Source organism: Paenibacillus sp. S33, assembly GCF_053615415.1.
The window spans coordinates 2,850,828-2,868,344 of the sequence record NZ_JBSIEZ010000001.1 but is presented as its reverse complement, the minus strand read 5'-3'; the positions used below and the strand labels follow the sequence as shown (position 1 = coordinate 2,868,344).

17 protein-coding genes and 1 pseudogene are annotated in these 17,517 nt (G+C 45.1%); 8 read left to right on the top strand and 10 right to left on the bottom strand.

Going from position 1 to position 17,517, the window contains the following annotated elements; genetic code table 11:
• Positions 1-20 precede the first annotated feature (20 nt).
• Positions 21-959 carry a glutaminase A gene (gene glsA, locus ACWGXJ_RS13085; RefSeq protein ID WP_061828299.1) on the bottom strand — a complete coding sequence of 313 codons (939 nt, stop codon included), beginning with the start codon at positions 957-959 and terminating at the stop codon, positions 21-23.
• A gap of 135 nt (positions 960-1,094) precedes the next feature.
• On the opposite strand from glsA, the gene ACWGXJ_RS13080 reads away from it, so the two are divergent.
• Positions 1,095-2,153: a DUF1835 domain-containing protein gene (locus tag ACWGXJ_RS13080; protein WP_452566921.1), complete on the top strand. Its 1,059-nt coding sequence runs from the start codon at positions 1,095-1,097 to the stop codon at positions 2,151-2,153.
• 107 nt (positions 2,154-2,260) lie between these two features.
• Here ACWGXJ_RS13080 and ACWGXJ_RS13075 read toward each other — a convergent pair whose 3' ends face one another.
• On the bottom strand, positions 2,261-2,563 hold the full coding sequence (locus ACWGXJ_RS13075; RefSeq protein WP_254347401.1) for a hypothetical protein: 303 nt from the start codon (positions 2,561-2,563) through the stop codon (positions 2,261-2,263).
• A 292-nt stretch (positions 2,564-2,855) separates the two neighbouring features.
• On the opposite strand from ACWGXJ_RS13075, the gene ACWGXJ_RS13070 reads away from it, so the two are divergent.
• The 5 genes and pseudogenes from ACWGXJ_RS13070 to katA all read left to right on the top strand — a co-directional run bounded on the left by ACWGXJ_RS13070 (position 2,856) and on the right by katA (position 7,587).
• Entirely contained in the window at positions 2,856-3,761 is a 906-nt protein-coding gene (locus tag ACWGXJ_RS13070) for an NUDIX hydrolase (protein WP_452566920.1), read from the top strand.
• A gap of 28 nt (positions 3,762-3,789) precedes the next feature.
• Positions 3,790-4,272, top strand: coding sequence for an NADAR family protein (locus tag ACWGXJ_RS13065; RefSeq protein WP_452566919.1), 483 nt, complete (start codon positions 3,790-3,792; stop codon positions 4,270-4,272).
• A gap of 5 nt (positions 4,273-4,277) precedes the next feature.
• A pseudogene (locus ACWGXJ_RS13060) lies at positions 4,278-5,176 on the top strand (TIGR02452 family protein).
• A 61-nt stretch (positions 5,177-5,237) separates the two neighbouring features.
• Entirely contained in the window at positions 5,238-5,840 is a 603-nt protein-coding gene (cysC, locus tag ACWGXJ_RS13055; RefSeq protein ID WP_452566918.1) for an adenylyl-sulfate kinase, read from the top strand.
• Between the two features lie 289 nt (positions 5,841-6,129).
• On the top strand, positions 6,130-7,587 hold the full coding sequence (gene katA / locus ACWGXJ_RS13050) for a catalase KatA (protein WP_452566917.1): 1,458 nt from the start codon (positions 6,130-6,132) through the stop codon (positions 7,585-7,587).
• A gap of 122 nt (positions 7,588-7,709) precedes the next feature.
• Here katA and ACWGXJ_RS13045 read toward each other — a convergent pair whose 3' ends face one another.
• The 7 genes from ACWGXJ_RS13045 to ACWGXJ_RS13015 all read right to left on the bottom strand — a co-directional run bounded on the left by ACWGXJ_RS13045 (position 7,710) and on the right by ACWGXJ_RS13015 (position 15,671).
• A complete protein-coding gene (locus ACWGXJ_RS13045) occupies positions 7,710-9,020 on the bottom strand; it encodes an MATE family efflux transporter (RefSeq protein WP_348619798.1) in 1,311 nt (436 codons plus the stop codon).
• Complete coding sequence (locus tag ACWGXJ_RS13040) at positions 8,987-9,829, bottom strand: ABC transporter ATP-binding protein (protein ID WP_452566916.1); 843 nt, start codon at positions 9,827-9,829, stop codon at positions 8,987-8,989. Before ACWGXJ_RS13040 ends, ACWGXJ_RS13045 begins: the two co-directional genes overlap by 34 nt.
• Complete coding sequence (locus ACWGXJ_RS13035; RefSeq protein WP_452566915.1) at positions 9,822-10,658, bottom strand: ABC transporter ATP-binding protein; 837 nt, start codon at positions 10,656-10,658, stop codon at positions 9,822-9,824. Before ACWGXJ_RS13035 ends, ACWGXJ_RS13040 begins: the two co-directional genes overlap by 8 nt.
• Positions 10,659-10,665: 7 nt before the next feature.
• Positions 10,666-11,520, bottom strand: a complete 855-nt coding sequence (gene nikC, locus ACWGXJ_RS13030) for a nickel transporter permease (RefSeq protein WP_452566914.1) — start codon at positions 11,518-11,520, stop codon at positions 10,666-10,668.
• The gene (gene nikB, locus ACWGXJ_RS13025; RefSeq protein WP_452566913.1) at positions 11,517-12,461 is read right to left on the bottom strand and encodes a nickel ABC transporter permease; all 945 of its coding nucleotides are present in this window, start codon (positions 12,459-12,461) and stop codon (positions 11,517-11,519) included. The genes nikC and nikB overlap by 4 nt, the downstream gene beginning before the upstream one ends.
• A gap of 1 nt (position 12,462) precedes the next feature.
• Positions 12,463-13,998 (bottom strand): nickel ABC transporter substrate-binding protein, encoded by a 1,536-nt coding sequence (nikA, locus tag ACWGXJ_RS13020; RefSeq protein ID WP_452566912.1) that lies wholly within the window; start codon positions 13,996-13,998, stop codon positions 12,463-12,465.
• 209 nt (positions 13,999-14,207) lie between these two features.
• Positions 14,208-15,671 carry a DHA2 family efflux MFS transporter permease subunit gene (locus ACWGXJ_RS13015; protein ID WP_069291982.1) on the bottom strand — a complete coding sequence of 488 codons (1,464 nt, stop codon included), beginning with the start codon at positions 15,669-15,671 and terminating at the stop codon, positions 14,208-14,210.
• Positions 15,672-15,807: 136 nt separating this feature from the next.
• On the opposite strand from ACWGXJ_RS13015, the gene ACWGXJ_RS13010 reads away from it, so the two are divergent.
• Positions 15,808-16,377 (top strand): TetR/AcrR family transcriptional regulator, encoded by a 570-nt coding sequence (locus ACWGXJ_RS13010; RefSeq protein WP_061828312.1) that lies wholly within the window; start codon positions 15,808-15,810, stop codon positions 16,375-16,377.
• Between the two features lie 201 nt (positions 16,378-16,578).
• Positions 16,579-16,830, top strand: a complete 252-nt coding sequence (locus tag ACWGXJ_RS13005; RefSeq protein WP_061828313.1) for a YolD-like family protein — start codon at positions 16,579-16,581, stop codon at positions 16,828-16,830.
• Between the two features lie 206 nt (positions 16,831-17,036).
• Here the strand turns inward: ACWGXJ_RS13005 and ACWGXJ_RS13000 are convergent, their stop codons facing one another.
• Complete coding sequence (locus ACWGXJ_RS13000; protein ID WP_061828314.1) at positions 17,037-17,366, bottom strand: DUF3817 domain-containing protein; 330 nt, start codon at positions 17,364-17,366, stop codon at positions 17,037-17,039.
• Positions 17,367-17,517 lie beyond the last annotated feature (151 nt).

The window sequence follows — 17,517 nt, the reverse complement described above, 5'->3', positions numbered from 1 at the left end:
AATACCCTTTTTTCGTATACTTAGAACAAGCTCCAGTCCAAATCCCGAGACATCTTCTCCAGCAAGTGTACACCAGCTGTACTGTTGCCCATACGGTTCAGAGAAGGTCCAACCAGTCCAATGCCATATCGTCCGGGTACCATCGTCATAATACTGCCTGATACGCCGCTTTTGGCAGGTAGTCCGACTTGAATGGCGAATTCCCCTGAGGCGTCATACATGCCACATGTCGTCATAAATGTTTTGGCGATCTGTACATAGCGGCGGGGAATCAGCGGTATACCTGTCACTGGATCTCGACCATTGTAAGCTAATACAAGTCCCATACGAGCTAAATCAGTACAGTTCAATTTGACAGCACAATGTCTGAAATAAACTTCAAGCACATCCTCCACATGACCTCTTAAAATTCCTTTTTCCATTAGAAAATAAGCAAGGGAACGGTTCAAATGGCCTGTAGCTGATTCTGAATCGTAGACATCCTGATCATATTCCAATGTGTCATTGTGGGTAAGCAGGCGGAAAAATTGGAGAACACGGGCAAATCTCTCTTCTGGACTGTTCCCGCGAATCAGAGAGGAGACTGCGATTGCTCCGGCGTTAATCAGTGGGTTAAACGGAATGCCCGGTTCAACTAGTTCTAGCTTTAGCATGGAATTAAAACGGTCTCCGGTAGGCTCCATACCCACTTTAGAGAAGACAACGTCCTCTCCATTATCCATCAAGGCCAGAATGAGCGTAAATACCTTTGAGATACTTTGCATCGTAAATTGGATTTCCGTATCTCCGGCTACCACAGTTTCACCCGCACCGTTCATTACAACAACACCCAGCGCGTCGGCCGGGGCTTTGGACAGCTCAGGAATATATGCTGCTACCTTGCCATGAATATACTCATGACGGCTTTGTTCTACCCATTCCGGCAGTTTGGTCTGTAATCTCTGCCACTCCGATGTCATTTCTTTTCCTCCAGTCGAGTAACCAATCTGTGGTATTTTATTGTAGAGTAAGAAGTGATAGCTATACGCCTATTCTAAAGATATTTCTGGTCGAAAGACAAGTTTGAATTGAATTTGATAAGAGGAGGTAGTGATTTGTTGTTAGCTCATAATGAACCGAATTTTGATGAAGACTATGATGAGGTTTTTAAGGGTCGAAGACTTAGAGGTTTTGTACGTAGTGTACTGGAGCAGGCTGCAGCCTTATCAGACAAAAATCCTGAATGGGCTATTCCTATATTGAAACAGTGGGCAAATGATGTGGAAACGAGCCGAAATGAGCGCCTGGAGCATGAACGCACCCGGGAGAGGCATGTGCATCTATTGTTTTCTCAGTCTGCCGCAGGCTCGATGAAGGTAGGACTTTCGGGTGCAGGATTGCGGCTTGAGAGTATCGTGCTGACTTTTAATGATCAGTTTTCCATAGGACCATTGTGGAGGCTGGAAACACCAGAAGGACAAGAAAACCGTCACAGCTGGTTGGCTGAACGGATGATGCATTATGAGTTTTTTCATTACGCCAATTGGGAGCAGCGTATTGAACAGATGATGGTTACCCTTAGTGAGATTCCGGATGATAAGTCGATCACAATCTGGTGTGGATCTAATGCTGACGAGCAGGTTGGATTACGCTTTGCATTATATCTCTTGCGCAACAGAGCTACACCTATTCGGGTCATTAATGTCACGGATACCTTGGAGCGGGAACCGGATGATTATGTATATAATGAGAGTCCATTCCCTTTATCCATGGGCGTGGTGCATTCGAAAGAAATCGAACGGTTCATTAAGCGAAGTGAAGATGAACTTTATGTGGTGTGTATGGAAGACCGACGTCGATACGAACGGGAGTGGTTGGAGCTTAGCGAGCAAGAGAGTGTCCTGAGATTATGGGACAATGACCGTATTGTTCATGTGCCGGAGGATTATTTGGATCAGGCCTTGCTGGCTATGATTAGCCAGATACAGTTAGCTGATAATCTGGAATTTGTGAACACCGGAAAAATAATAGGTCAAGCTTTAACGCAGTGGTCGCAGCCAAGAAGCGATACTTTTTTGGAATACCGGATTCAACAGTTGATCGCTTATGGCAAACTTGATTTTCAGGGGATGCCGGGAATGATGAATCGTTATGCTGTGAAAATAAAAGAGTAAAGCGAAAAGAAATCAAATAAAACTGCCGACGAGATCGGCAGTTTAGTTTAAAGATCTTCTGATGATCAGGTTATTCATCGGAAGATTATTTTGCTATGTAATTAGAATCAATAGTAGCTGCTTGAATTCAATGAACTTATGATAGCAGGCAACAGAGCAACAGCCATAATGATATAGATCACAATTACAATAGCGGCCCAAAGAAGGCCTGCTTTAGCATAGTTAGCTTTGCTCGGATTAGTCGAGCCGCTAAATGCCCACACAAACAGCATAATAAGTCCAACTACCGGTATAGCCATCAGAAGTAAACTGATCATCCACTCCTTGAATGATACAGGAGGCGGGTAAACAGGGGCTGGTCTGGATGGTGCTCCTTGCTGATTGAATTGCGGATTAAACTGGTTAGACAATTAGATCTTCTCCCTACGTGATTAGTATGTTGTGTTTCCTATATTGACCAAAACATCATACATGATATGACAATAAGCAACAAGTGAAATTCAGTAAACAGTCTAATAGTACTATCAAATGATTAAAAATAGGACTATACACCCTATTGACGAAGTAGTTTTTATATATTACTGTATTGATATTAACATTTTGTTTTTATCAATTAATTCAAATTAAAAGTTACATAGAGCATTCGTCACTTTTGAATTAAAAGCGACAAATGACCCATATATGAACAGGTAGGTGAGGCAAGTGACAGATGGATCGAAACATAATCACAGTGGCTTGACGGAAGAGGAGTTCTTGGCCCTGTATGATGCGAATGAATATGAGCGCCCATCCGTAACGGTAGATATGCTGCTATTTACGGTAATGGATCAGCTCCAACAAAATTACCGGAAGCTGCCGGAGAAGACCCTTCAGCTTCTTTTGATCCAAAGAGGGGAGCATCCCTATATAGGGCAATGGGCGTTGCCGGGTGGTTTTGTAGGTATAGATGAAAGTCTGGAAGAGGCTGCACGACGCGAGCTTAAAACGGAAACGAATGTGGATCAGATTTATATGGAGCAGCTATATACTTGGGGAGATGTGGCACGTGATCCTCGTATGCGGGTAATCAGCTGCGCTTACATGGCATTGGTGGATCACGATTCCTTGGAGGTACAGGCGGGGGATGATGCCGATGATGCCCAGTGGTTTGAGCTGGATTACAGCGTAGCTCAGGAAACGCGGACGAAGCAGCTGGAAGGTTACACATGGGAACAAGACATTGATATCACATTGAAGCATGGGGACATCCATCTATCAGCCAAAGTAAAAATAACTGAAATTCTTAAGGGAAGAACCATTGAAATCAAGCGAGAGGTGCTGGAATCACAAGGAATTGCTTTTGATCATGCCAAAATTATTGCGTACGGTATAGAGCGTCTGCGCAGCAAAATAGAATACACAGATATCGCGTTTCACCTGATGCCAGCTCTATTTACACTGAGTGAGCTTCAGCAGGTGTATGAAATTATTCTAGGTAAGGAGCTGTTGGCCGCAGCTTTTCGTCGCAAAATAGCTGATCTCGTGGAAGAAACCAATGAGTATAGAAAGGCGGCTGGACATCGTCCGTCCAAGTTATACCGATTTAAGCCTCGGTCGCGTTTTATGTAGCATAAGGAATATGAAATGAGGAATCTTTATGGAAAAGTTTACGTTTTTTTATCGTAGTCATTCGCCATTTTCACAATGGTATCCTTCTGATTTTGTCGTGGATGGATTGGAGTTTAACTGTGCCGAGCAATATATGATGTTGAAAAAAGCACAGCTTTTTGGGGATGAAGAGGCAGCCTTGAAAATTATGCAAGCACCTACCCCAAGGGAGCAAAAAGCCCGGGGCCGCAGTGTGCGCGGATTTGACCAATCCTTGTGGGAGGCCAATTGCCGGCAATTTGTATATGACGGTAATTACGCCAAGTTTACACAAAATCCGAATTTGCTCAAGCACCTGCTTAAAACGAAAGGAACCACTCTGGTTGAGGCTAGTCCAACCGACACCATTTGGGGTGTAGGCTTAGCTGAGAGCGATACTCGTATACGGAACCGCAAGCTATGGCGTGGTACGAACTGGCTTGGGGAAATATTGACGAATTTACGTGAGGATGTATTGCAAAAGGAGGAATAGTCACCATGAGAAATACAATGAATTCCCGGAGTAGCCGGGATGCACGATCACATATGGCGCAGGAGACACTATCCATTTTGGAGAATGGATATTACACGAATACCAAACAGATTCAAGTAAATATGACAAAAGAGATAGGAAATGCGGTCACAGGCTCGAAGTTATATACACCTTCTCAACTGGTAGCTGTAAAGCAAGAAACAGAGCAAAGAATAAAAAGTATATGGGGCCTTCTTCCCGCATAGAAGAACAGACGATTATTGCAAAATTGGAAATTACGGGAGAAAGCACGTTACAGGCGGCATACAGACTCCAGGTAGAGGAGAAGCTGACCCACGTGGCGTGTTTGAATTTTGCATCAGCTAAAAACCCGGGAGGTGGATTTCTCGGAGGCAGCCAGGCTCAAGAAGAAAGCTTGGCTCGTTCGTCAGCGTTATATCCTTGCATTTCACAAATGGAAGAGATGTATGGACATAATCGGAAGCTGCGGAGCTGTTTTTATTCAGATTATATGATTTATTCGCCTGAAGTTCCGGTATTTCGGGATGATCAGGGAACATTGTTGGAGAAGCCATATCAAGTCGACTTCCTGACCGCACCTGCTGTAAATGCTGGAGTTGTGCGAGAACGGGAGCCAGAGCAGGTGAATCGGATTGGGGAAGTGATGCTGCAGCGGATCCGTTACGTTCTTGGAATGGCTAAGCAAAACGGCGTAGAACATCTTGTGCTGGGAGCCTATGGTTGCGGAGTATTTCGCAATAAGCCAGAAGAGGTTGCCCTCTGGTTCAAGCAAGTGCTTATAGATGAAGGATATGGTTTGCTGTTTGACCGGATTGTTTTTGCAGTGTTGGATCACAAAGCAGACCAACATACTTTAAACAGCTTTAAAAATGTTCTTTCTTGAAGTGAAGGCAGTGCATAAAAACTGTTTTACTATAATATTCCATGAAAAAGGAAGGTGCTGAATGAATCCATCTTCGAATATAACCTGGCATGTGTCCGATATTGATAAGCAAGCGCGTCAGCTTTTGAATGGCCATAAAAGTCCGGTGCTTTGGTTTACAGGGCTGTCTGGTTCGGGAAAATCAACGGTATCCTCCACACTTGAAAAAGCGTTATACGCACGAGGCATACACACGTTTATTTTGGATGGAGATAATGTTCGGCACGGTTTAAATCAGAATCTAGGTTTCCTGCCCGTTGACCGTAAAGAAAATATCCGCCGTATTGCTGAAGTTGCAAAGCTAATGGCACATGCGGGTGTTCTAACGATTTGCGCCACCATTTCCCCTTATCGTGAAGATCGTGAAATGGTAAAGGAGATTTTACAGCAGGAAGGTTGCTATGAGATTTATATACAATGCAGCCTGGAGGAATGTGAGCGACGCGATCCAAAAGGAATGTACAAGAAAGCGCGTGCCGGAGAAATTCATCATTTTACGGGGGTTGATGCTCCCTATGAAGCACCGCTGGAACCTGATCTAATCGTATCTACTGAAGGTCGAGAGGTAATCCAGTCGGTTCAGGATATCTTGGATTTTCTTGATAGGAAGCGGCTGCTATTATGATTTTATGATGAATTCTACATGAATATTGTCTGAAAGCCTCAATGGCAAAACTTCGAGAAGTGATCAAAGTAATCATTATAGAAAGTAAAAATGAAACATATATATTGGTGAATAAATACAGTACTGCATTTACGGCAAGCCTTATGGGGCTTGCTTTTTTATTTATGATTTTAAACTAATTCTAAATCCTAGATTATAATAATTATAAAAAAGTATTGATTTTTGTTTGTGCACAATTTATAGTGAAAGGCACATAGTTAACCAATTCATTCAAGAGGTGATTTCAATCATGAGTAACCAACCAACGAACCTGACTACAAGCTGGGGCGCTCCTGTTGGAGATAATCAAAATTCGATCACAGCAGGCTCACGGGGTCCCACAGTAATTCAGGATGTGCATCTGCTGGAGAAGCTGGCGCATTTTAATCGGGAGCGTGTGCCGGAACGTGTCGTTCATGCAAAAGGTGCAGGGGCGCACGGATATTTTGAAGTCACTAATGATTTGTCTGCATATACAAAAGCAAGCTTCTTGTCTGAAGTGGGCAAGCGTACACCGATGTTTATCCGTTTTTCTACTGTGGCGGGTGAGCTGGGCTCGTCCGATACTGTACGCGACCCACGTGGTTTTGCGGTGAAGTTTTATACAGAAGAAGGCAACTATGATCTCGTGGGCAATAATACCCCTGTGTTTTTTATTCGGGATGCCATTAAATTTCCTGACTTTATTCATACGCAAAAACGTCATCCCCAAACCCATCTGAAAAACCCGAATGCGGTCTGGGATTTCTGGTCCTTATCTCCTGAATCGCTGCATCAGGTAAGTATCCTTATGTCTGACCGCGGTATTCCAGCTACACTTAGACATATGCATGGTTTCGGTAGTCACACGTTCAAGTGGGTAAATGCCGAAGGACAGGCAGTATGGGTGAAATATCATTTTAAAACAGAGCAAGGTGTGCAAAATCTTGATGTGGATTTGGCTGCGAAAATTGCCGGTGAAAATCCGGATTATCATACAGAAGACTTGTTTAATGCCATCAAAAAAGGTGATTTTCCTGCATGGAAACTTCATGTGCAGATTATGCCTGTAGAAGATGCAGATACGTACCGCTTTGATCCATTTGATGTGACAAAAGTATGGTCTCAAAAGGATTATCCGCTGATTGAGGTTGGGCGCATGGTGCTGAATCGTAATCCTGAGAACTACTTTGCTGAGGTAGAGCAGGCGACATTCTCTCCGGGTTCATTTGTTCCTGGAATTGAAGCATCCCCGGATAAAATGCTGCAAGGACGCCTGTTTGCCTACGGCGACGCACATCGCTACCGTGTAGGTGCAAATCATAATTCGTTGCCGATCAACCGTCCGCATGCAGAAGTACACAACTACCAACGCGATGGTGCATTACGTAGTGACAGCAATGGCGGAGGATCTGTTTATTACGAGCCTAATAGTCTCGGTGGACCCAAAGAATCACCTGCGCACAAAATTGCTCCTTTTGAAGTGTCTGGCGAGGCTCAAAGTGTAGCCTACGATCATCACGATCACTACACACAGCCAGGGGATCTGTACCGCTTGCTCAGTGAAGAAGAGCGTTCACGTCTGGTTCGAAACATCGTAAATGCGATGAAGCCCGTAGAAAGTGATGAAATCAAACTGCGTCAGATCGGTCATTTTTATAAAGCTGATCCTGAATATGGACGTCGTGTAGCGGATGGTCTGGGCTTGACCGTTCCACAAGGCGAGTAAAAGGATTTTGCAAACTTCTAACCTGAAAGCCGTATGAATATATAATAAAAGGATGTCCCAACATCACGTACATGGTTGTTGGGACATCCTTTGTTTTTGAGAGCGATGTAAATCAGGTGCTGCTATATCCTCTGCAAGCGAGGTAAATAGATTACAAGAAACAGTGACCGTCCTAGTGCAAATACGATAAAGGATAGCCAAAGTCCGTGATTCCCATAATAGGGAACGCACCAGAAGAGAGCGATCAAAAAGCAGAGCAATGAGATCAGCATCGAATTACGGATCGGATACGTTACCGTCATCCCCGTAAACACACCGTAGAATACCAGTCCCAGCCCGGCTGCCAGCGGAAAGACCACAAGCCATCCATTATAAGGACCTGTAAGACTAATCACTGTGGCATTATCCGTAAATAGCGAGATAAGCGGCTCTTTCAGTGCGAAATATAATCCTCCCGTCACTACGCTGGTCACCAGTGTCCAGAACCAGGACAAGTGAATAACCCTTTGCAGCATTTTACGATCCCCGGCACCCCGAGCCTGACCCGTCATAATGCTACTGGCGTTAGCGAACCCATCAAAAAAGTAAGCCATAATATAGTGGATCTGTAGCAAAATAGCGTTCGCCGCCAACTGATCGGTCCCAAAGCTCGCACTGCGCGCCGTAAACAGATTAAACATCGTCAGCAGACAGGCTGTGCGGATCATAAGATCAAGGTTTGTTGCCATGACACTTTTCAACTCTGAAGCTCCAAACCATCCTCGCCAATTCATCTGTCCGCTTTGCTTCCATTCTCTCCAAATCGATGAGCGGAACACCAGAACTAGACCCAATATACATGCAAGAGCCTCCGCAATCAGAGTAGCGCTTGCTACACCAGTGACATTCCAATGCATCATCTGTGTAAATACAATAGCTAATACCATATTGATTACGTTCATTGTAATTTGCAAAAATAATGTAGCCTTCACACGGGATAATCCCATCAGCCAGCCGAGCAGCACATAGTTCACCAATGTAAGAGGGGCTCCCCAAATACGAATGTTAAAATAAATTGCTGCCTGCGCCGCTACATCCTGAGCCGGATGGATTAGCTGAAGAGAAGCTAGCAGAATTGGCTTTTGTAACACAATGAATACCGCACCAATGAGTAGAGCAATGGCCAGTGGGCGCATGAGAGCAGCTATGCTCTGGTCGTTATTTTGTGCCCCCGCGGCTTGTGCCGTGAAAGCCGATGTGCTGACTCGCAGGAAGCCAAACAGCCAATATAAAGTATTGAAAATAAGAGTGCCCACCGCTACACCGCCTAAATACGCGGAATGGCTCAAATGACCGATTACAGCTGTATCCACCGCACCGAGCAGCGGGGTTGTAATCGTCGAAATAATTAAAGGGATAGCTAAAGCAAGATAGGCTCGGTGGGAAGGCAACATGTTGAAAAAACCTCCAGTAATGATTGTGTATAAGGATGGCGATCCGAGTGAAATAATGCTTCTTTGGGAAAATGCTCAACCACACTGCCTTCTTTCATGACCATGATTCGATCACTCATAAAGTGCACAGCCGCCAGATCATGTGAGATAAACAGATAAGCCAGTCCTAGCTCATCCTGCAAATCCTTGAGCAGATTTAAAACGGTGGCTTGTGTAGTCACATCCAAACTAGCCGTTGGCTCGTCCAATACGATAAAATCCGGCTCTGTGCTGATGGCACGTGCGATGGTTACACGCTGCTTTTCCCCACCGCTGAGCTGATGTGGAAACTTGTCCAGATAGCTGGCTGGAAGCTTTACCATATCAAGCAAATGTTCTGCTATATCCCGACGTTCTAAGGACATACCCGCCATAAAGGAAGGAACATAGTACTTAAGCTGGTCCAGTGGCTCCAGCAGGGAGTGCAGGATGGTTAGTCTGGGGTTCAAAGCCGCAGATGGATGTTGAAATACTGCACCCAGCCTGCTGCGAATCCGTTTTAATTCGCTCCGCTTTAGCCCTCGAATAGACTGTCCATCCAGTCTAAGCTCACCTTGATCAAATGGGTCCAATGTCAAAATACAGCGAGCGAGTGTACTTTTCCCACTGCCGCTTTCCCCGACGATGCCCAGACATTCTCGGGGGGAGATCGTCAGAGCAACATCTTGTAGCACCGTTTTGCCTCCAGCGTAAGCCTTCGTCAAACCGGAGACGGTCACGACAGGATTAGAAGTGTCTTGCCGCTGAGCGCAGGTGGCTTGGTTATCCATGTAAAGCGCTCCTTTCCATTGCGTTCTGTTCTTCAGTGCTGTTGTAAGGTAAACGTGCTGGAGCGCCCGGAGACAGCGGCGGAATAGCCGCCAGTAGACGACGAGTATACGGGTGGTCCGGATGGTTCAGCACCGCTTGCGTGTCACCTATTTCAACCAGTGAGCCTTCGCGCATCACTGCGATTCGATCTGCATACTTGCGTACATGACGCAGGTCGTGAGTGATCCACAAGACGGAAATACCCGTCTCCGTCCGGATTTGGTCAATGAGTTGGAGCACCCGATGAGCTGTGAGCGTATCCAGCGCTGTTGTAGGCTCGTCGGCAATAAGCAACTTCGGCTCCAGCAGTAGTGCAGCCGCAATAGCTGCCCGTTGCAATTGACCGCCGCTGAGCTGGAACGGATAGCTGCGGTACACACGCTCGGCGGGAAGCTGTACGCGCTCCAGCACCTCGATACAGCGCTGTTTGCGCGCCTTGCGATCTTGTTTGCCATGGGCGCGCATCAGCTCGTCCAGTTGGCTGCCTACACGCAGAAAGGGGGTGAAAGCCCCGTGGTAGTCTTGAAAAATGTAAGATATTTCACTACCCAGCAAAGAACGTCGTTGTTTAACGGATAGGGCTAGCAAATTATTGTCCTTCCACGCAATGATTCCTTCCGCTGTAACAGAAGAGGGGAGAAGGCCGCCGATAGCGAACGCCGTCATGCTTTTGCCGCTACCGCTTTCGCCGGCTAGAGCACACCATTCCCCCGGACGAATGGCAAGCTCCAGTTGCTCTACAATCGTTTTTACATTTGTCCGAATCGTTAAGCCTTCAATAGTCAGCATATACAGCTCACTCCTCTGTCCGGGTTTTAACATCATAACGGTCGCGCAGTTTGTCTCCCAATACGTTCGCCAGTAGCACTGTTAGCACGACAGCTATCCCTGGAACCAGCATCAGGTGGGGAGCCATTTGAAAATACGCTCGTCCTTCATTCAACATAGTACCCCATTCGGGAATTGGCGGCTGTGGACCTAAGCCCAAAAAAGATAGGGAGGCAATCATTAAAATGATTTTGCCGATATCCAGCGTAGCCAACACAAGAACATTCCCAATTGCATGGGGGAGAATATGCCGCATGACAATCCGCAGGGAGGAGGTACCCGCCAGTATGGATAACGAAATGTAATCCTTTTGCTTTTCTGCCAGAACGGTACTACGCACCAGACGTGCATAACCAACCCATTTTACCGCAGTCACCGCGAAAATAAGATTTACTAAGCCTGGTCCGAGCAAACCGCTCAGTACAATGGCAAAAATATAATCAGGTAATGTCATGAAGGCATCGACCACCCGCTTGAATACACGATCCATCCAGCCTCCAATAAATCCTGAAAGCAGACCTAGAGGGACCCCGACAACCAGCGAAACGGCCAAAATCAATAAACTGGTTCCGACAGTCGTCCGAAGTCCAGCTATCACTCTCGATAGTACATCTCTGCCCAAATGATCCGTTCCCAGCCAGTGTGTAGCGCTGATTGATTGTAGTCGATTCCCCATCTGGATACGATACGGATCTTGCGGTGCAAGAAACGGAACGACTGTAATTGCTGCAAGAATAAGCAGGATGGAGAGCGACACGATCCATGTTTTGGACAATCGTGTTCTAGTGAGCAGCCCGTTTTCCGCATGTACGGATTTTATCATGATAAACGTTTCTCCTTCAAAGCGATTTCAGGATTGACCCAACGGTAGGACAGCTCTACCAAAATATTGATACATACAATGAATGCAGCCATAAATACGGTATAGCCCTGAATTATGGGGTAATCCCTTGCAGCGATGGCATCCACAATCCATTTGCCCAGCCCCGGATAGGCGAATAGCACTTCAATTACGACTGTACCTCCCAGTAGGCTGCCTATACTCTCACTGAATACCGTAATAAGCGGAACTAGACTGTGACGAAGCATGTGTCTGAAAAAAATGCGGATGGGGCTGATTCCACGCGCTTGCGCCGCTTTGATAAAGTCTTGCCCCGAGCTTTCAATCAGACTTGCGCGGATCATTCGTACATAAACGGCTGCCATTGCCAATCCTAAGGTAAGAGAAGGGAGTACCAAATGAAAAGCGGTTCCTTCACCCATAGATGGAAAAATGCGCAATTTAACTGCAAACCATTCGATAAACAAAAGCCCCAGCCAAAAGCTGGGAATCGAGGAGCAGATTAAGGCAAACACACGACTGGCTCTGTCAATCCAGCGGTTACGGTAGAGCGCTGCCATCGTTCCGAGCGGGAGAGCTATCAGCAGCATAATGAACAGGGAGCCTCCGGTCAGCAGAAGTGTATAAGGCAGTTTTTCCATAAACTCTGTGAATACCGGACGATGGGTTAAATAAGATTGTCCAAAATCAAACTGAAGCAACTGCATCAGCCACTTCCCATATTGTACAGGTAATGGCTGATCAAGCCCCAGTTGGCTGCGCATATCTGCAATTTGCTGATTGGACACAGCTACATCGTCGACTCGGAGAATGCTCCGGACGGGATCGCCCGGAACAAGCTTAAGCAGACAAAAGCTCACAAAGGAAAGAATAAGAAAGAACAAAACCAGTTCAAGAAACTTTTTGGCGATGGATTTAAACATGCTAGTTCACATCCAGGTCCTGGGTCAGCAAGTAGTATTCACTTTGGCTAGTTACCCAGTTATGTACGTAATCGCGATAGGCCACTACGTTGTTAGGATGGACCAGAAAGGATTGCAGATTTTGTTGGTCAATCAGCGTGACAGCCTTCAGCGCCAGCTTGTTGCGTTGTTCCTCATTCACGGTTGTGTTCAGCTGTGAAATCATACCCGTGAGTTCTGGTACATGCACACGCCCATAATTCAGTGCTCCTTCAGGCATGTAAGCCGCATTCAGAAAATAGCTTGCATCGCCGCGCGGGGCTGTAATGCTACTATAAGTCGCTAAATCCCAATCCTGATGTGCGGCGAGATATTCGTCAATATTATCAACCTGACGGATATCAATCGTAATGCCAAGTTCTTTAGCGTTAGCCTGAATCAGCTGGGAAATGAGTGGAAGCTCCGCTCTCGACTGGTAAGTTAGCAATGTAAGATGAAGCGGCTTGCCGTCGGGGTTCGCAACTTTTCCGTTCTGCACTGTATATCCAGCTTGCTTGAAGCCTTCTCGTGCAGCATTCAAATCAAACTGTTTCGTAATATATTTCGGTGAAAAAGGAAAGTCGGACAAGAACGGGCCTTGAGCAGGGGTTCCCTGACCAGACATGATACCACTGGCAATCTCATCCCGGTTGATCAGGTTATCGAATGCTTTACGCACAGCCGTCTTTTTCAGATCGTTATTGTTCATATTGTAAATCAGTTGATGCGTTCGCAAACTAGGAAGCGAGTCTACCTTAACAGTAGAATCAGCTTTCATTAGCTCCAAGCTTTCAATTGGCGGGCGATACACAATATCAGCTGTTTTGGCTTGAAAAGCAAGCTGACGCGCATTGGCGTCTTCGTTAAACATGAATTTGGCATGTTTCAACTTTACTTCACCGTTCCAATATTGTTCATTGCGATCTAAATTCAGTTCACTTCCAGCACGGAAGCTGGCAACCTTGAACGGTCCCGTCCCTGATGGGAGGTCACCTGTAGCTGTGGTGTCTATAATAGCCGTATTCGGATGAACCAGCTCAGACACAAATTCCGGGAAAGGCTTGTCTGTCGTAATGGTCAAAATCTGTCCATCCGCATGAATATCACGGATATGCAGCCCATTTTTGACCGATGGATTGAGCTTTAACGCTCTTTCCAAAGAGGCTTTGACAGCAGCAGCATTGACGTCTTTACCGCTGTGGAAGTTCACACCTGGTCGGATGTTGAAGGTCCAGTGCTGTCCGTCCTTGCTGTCCCATTTCTCTGCAAGCCAAGCTTCCAGCTTAAGATCCTTGTTCACTTTGATCAGTGTTTCACTTACTCCAGCACGAACAGCTGTGTAATTTACATCTGAATGAGGGTCTATAGAAGGGCTTTGCACGTTAAACAATAAGGTGACACTTTTATCTTGTGGTGCAGCAGATGGAGAGGGTGAAGCTGACGGAGATGAAGCGCAGGCTGCCATCATCACCGCCATTACCGCAGGTATAAATAGATTAAAATACGAACGCTTAAACAACAGGGAGTCCTCCTTAATAGTAATCGTAATTTTTACGCTTTAATTCATAAACCATATCGTAACCAAATGAAGGAGCTTTGTAAATATGTAATTGATGAATGTGTATGTAAATTCATATGAAAAAAGGCTGCATAACCAATAGTGAGATGGTTAGCAGCCTTTAAGTATATTTAGAAATGTTTAATTTGGAATGGCTAAAAATTTATGAATTAATGCATGGGTGCTTTGGCAGTGCCATGTTCAACATGAACTCTACGGATGAAAAACGCAAGGATCAACCCGATCACACTGATGATCATCGCAAAGAAAAATGAATTTTGTGATCCGATTGCCATGGCATTGGCCATTTCATTTACGGATTCAGGCATACTGGATTGGCTCAAATAGCTGTCCATGCCCTTCGAGAGAATGCTTACCGCTACGGCTGTACCGATAGCACCAGCAACTTGTTGGAGCGTGCTCATAATGGCCGTTCCGTCTGGGTATAAATCCATAGGGAGCTGGTTAAGTCCGTTTGTCTGAGCTGGCATCATAATCATGGAAATGCCGATCATCAAGCAACTATGAAGCACAATAATGAGTACGAGAGTTGATGTTGTTGTAATGCCAGACAGGAAAAATAAAACAGCGGCCACGATCACAAGCCCTGGAATGACAAGCCATTTGGGACCGAATTTATCGAATAGGGAGCCCATAATGGGAGACAAGAGACCGTTGATAATCCCACCAGGCAGAAGTACCAAACCTGCTGTTAGAGCAGACAAAGCCAGCCCTTTTTGCAAAAAGAGTGGAAGAATCAGCATCGTAGAAAGGATCGTCATCATACATAAGAACACCATAATAACGCCGATCACGAACATAGGATATTTAAACACACGCAAGTTCAACATAGGCTGCTTCATCTTCAACTGACGTACAGAGAACAGTATCAACGATACCAGACCGACAATCACAGGAAGCAGAACCATCAGGCTAGCCCAACCTTCGCCACCTTCTCCGGATTTACTGAAACCAAACACAACACCGCCGAAGCCAATGGAAGACAGGAGGATAGATAAAAGATCAATTTTAGGCTTGGTCGTTTCTGAAACGTTTTGCATAAATAAAATACCGCAAATCAGCGAGAGAACCAAGAACGGAAGGGAAATCCAGAAGATCCAGTGCCAAGACAGATTTTGCAGTACCAGTCCTGCAATGGTAGGTCCCACGGCAGGTGCAAACATAATTACCAATCCGATGATCCCCATAGCCGCGCCTCTCTTTTCAGCCGGGAAAATGATCAAGATGGTGTTAAACATCAACGGCAATAACAACGCTGTACCAATGGCCTGAAGAATACGTGCGATCAATAGCACTGAAAAAGTAGGTGCAAGTGCAGCAACGAGACAACCAGCTATTGAAAACAGCAACGATGTCACAAACAGCTGTCTTGTCGTAAAGGTTTGAATCAGCAATCCCGATACAGGTACTAAAATACCGAGTGTAAGCAGATAAGCGGTAGTCAACCATTGGGCTGTTGCAGTTGTAATATGCAAAATCTGCATCAAATCATTCAGTGCAATGTTAAGTGCCGTTTCACTGAACATCCCAATAAAGCCGCTAAGGAGCAGGGCAATCATAATAGGTAGCACCTTGAACGTTTTGGGTTCAGAGGGTGAACTCGATTGACTCATTGTATTCATGTTGTTTTTGTTCCTCCAATAAATTAATGGTGTTGAATTATAACGATCGGTCTATATATAATAAACATGTTGTTATTTTTTTGTCAAAGTATAAGTTATAACTACTATATAACGAAGGATGCTGTATATGGCTGCTAAACCCGAATCATACGAGAATATCGTACAAACCGCATCGAAGCTCTTTTTTCATCAGGGGTATCACGCGACCGGACTGAATCAGATTCTTGCGGAGAGTGGATCACCGAAAGGGTCACTTTATTATTATTTTCCGCGTGGTAAAGAAGAATTGGCTTTGGAGTGCATAAGAAGAGGGAATGAGTTTATAAAGCAAAAATTAAAACAGACACTGAACGGGAATGATAATCCAGTACTAGCCATTCAGGATTTTATCCGTAATACAGCTGAGGAGGCAGACCGTACCGGCTTTAACGACTTCATGCCGATTGGCTTCTGGGCTGCTGCGGAAACTTCCTGTATTAGTGAATCGCTACGTCATGCTTGTGTGAATACGTTTACAGATTGGCAGCACATCTACATGGAGCGCCTTCAGGATTCGGGCTGGGAAGAGGAAAAGGCACATAGTCTGGCGGTACTTATTATTTCGATGCTCGAAGGTGCATTGATTTTGGCCGTTACGCAACAGAGCAGTGCTCCTATTTATAATATCGTGGATTACATTCCACAGTTGGTCAAATAATCCTGTCTCTTCGATTTTCAATCGCTCCTAATGAGCTCCAACAAGCAACTTTAAAAAGCCGGTGTTTTCGGTTTTGAGAACTCGGCTTTTTTGTGGTTCTGAGACGTAATTTTACTCACATTACCAGCACCAAATGATGAAAAGTATGGTAAAATAGAATGAATTTGATTTTGATTTTGCACGAAGGAAGGGTGATAGCAAGTGGCAAAAGCGAAGGTACCCAAACGGCCTACTCGGGATGAATTTGTACTGGAGGAAATCGGGAATCAGCTTGTAGAAGCACAACGAGAGCAATCCGAAGTTGTATTGACCGTATGGGGACGCGAAGAAACAACCCGTGGACAAATTGTTAAAATGGACCCGAGAACAGGAAAGGTTCATGTAGAGAGTAATGGAGAAACGGATAAAGTTCCTTTTATGGATATTATGAGTGTAAATTACCCGAGAGATTAGTTGTTGTGATTACATAAATATAGCAGATAGGGAAGAAAAGAATGACAAAGTTAGAGTCTCCCTTACTGCGTGGGAAAGTAACAATTTACAATTCGCGTATACAAAAACAACCGAGTGGTTTAGAGCCATCGGTTGTTTTTGTATACTGCTGCATGAGTGGGAAGAGAAAGCAACGTTATTGTGTTGGCACTTTCCCTTGTACATGCTTATGTAGCTTTTATCGGGCTGGTATGACTGGCCCGTGCTTCGGCTTTCTTAAGCACCTTACGATCAAAAATGAAAGGACCAAACGGCAACAGCGATGCAATCAAGGCTGCAAGACTTTGCAATAGCGTTATTTTTCGCAGAATCAGCATGACCACAGTGGCTACAACATAGGCCACGAACAGTACCCCATGGATCATACCCACCCAGCTTACCATTTGTGGCATTCCAGCTGCGTATTTAAGTGGCATAGCGATACACACAAGCAGCAGATATGAAATCGCTTCAATATTGCCAATAACACCAAACATCTTAAAGGCATTTTTGAACATAATACACCTCCTTCTCCTATTGCTTAAAATTTAATATATCCTATAATGCAATGTTATTAAACGGTAGAAAGTTACGATATATCGAATATTTATAGCTGAATCCAAAGGTTATGTCAGAGCTTTCACATGATTGAAGTATCTCCCACCAATG

Bases quoted from the DNA above. Each gene is read 5' to 3' on its own strand.
- glsA (WP_061828299.1), bottom strand. From the start codon at position 959: ATGACATCGGAGTGGCAGAGATTACAGACCAAACTGCCGGAATGGGTA.
- ACWGXJ_RS13065 (WP_452566919.1), top strand. From the start codon at position 3,790: ATGGAAAAGTTTACGTTTTTTTATCGTAGTCATTCGCCATTTTCACAA.
- cysC (WP_452566918.1), top strand. From the start codon at position 5,238: ATGAATCCATCTTCGAATATAACCTGGCATGTGTCCGATATTGATAAG.
- katA (WP_452566917.1), top strand. From the start codon at position 6,130: ATGAGTAACCAACCAACGAACCTGACTACAAGCTGGGGCGCTCCTGTT.
- ACWGXJ_RS13045 (WP_348619798.1), bottom strand. From the start codon at position 9,020: ATGTTGCCTTCCCACCGAGCCTATCTTGCTTTAGCTATCCCTTTAATT.
- ACWGXJ_RS13040 (WP_452566916.1), bottom strand. From the start codon at position 9,829: ATGGATAACCAAGCCACCTGCGCTCAGCGGCAAGACACTTCTAATCCT.
- ACWGXJ_RS13035 (WP_452566915.1), bottom strand. From the start codon at position 10,658: ATGCTGACTATTGAAGGCTTAACGATTCGGACAAATGTAAAAACGATT.
- nikC (WP_452566914.1), bottom strand. From the start codon at position 11,520: ATGATAAAATCCGTACATGCGGAAAACGGGCTGCTCACTAGAACACGA.
- nikB (WP_452566913.1), bottom strand. From the start codon at position 12,461: ATGTTTAAATCCATCGCCAAAAAGTTTCTTGAACTGGTTTTGTTCTTT.
- ACWGXJ_RS13015 (WP_069291982.1), bottom strand. From the start codon at position 15,671: ATGAGTCAATCGAGTTCACCCTCTGAACCCAAAACGTTCAAGGTGCTA.
- ACWGXJ_RS13010 (WP_061828312.1), top strand. From the start codon at position 15,808: ATGGCTGCTAAACCCGAATCATACGAGAATATCGTACAAACCGCATCG.
- ACWGXJ_RS13000 (WP_061828314.1), bottom strand. From the start codon at position 17,366: ATGTTCAAAAATGCCTTTAAGATGTTTGGTGTTATTGGCAATATTGAA.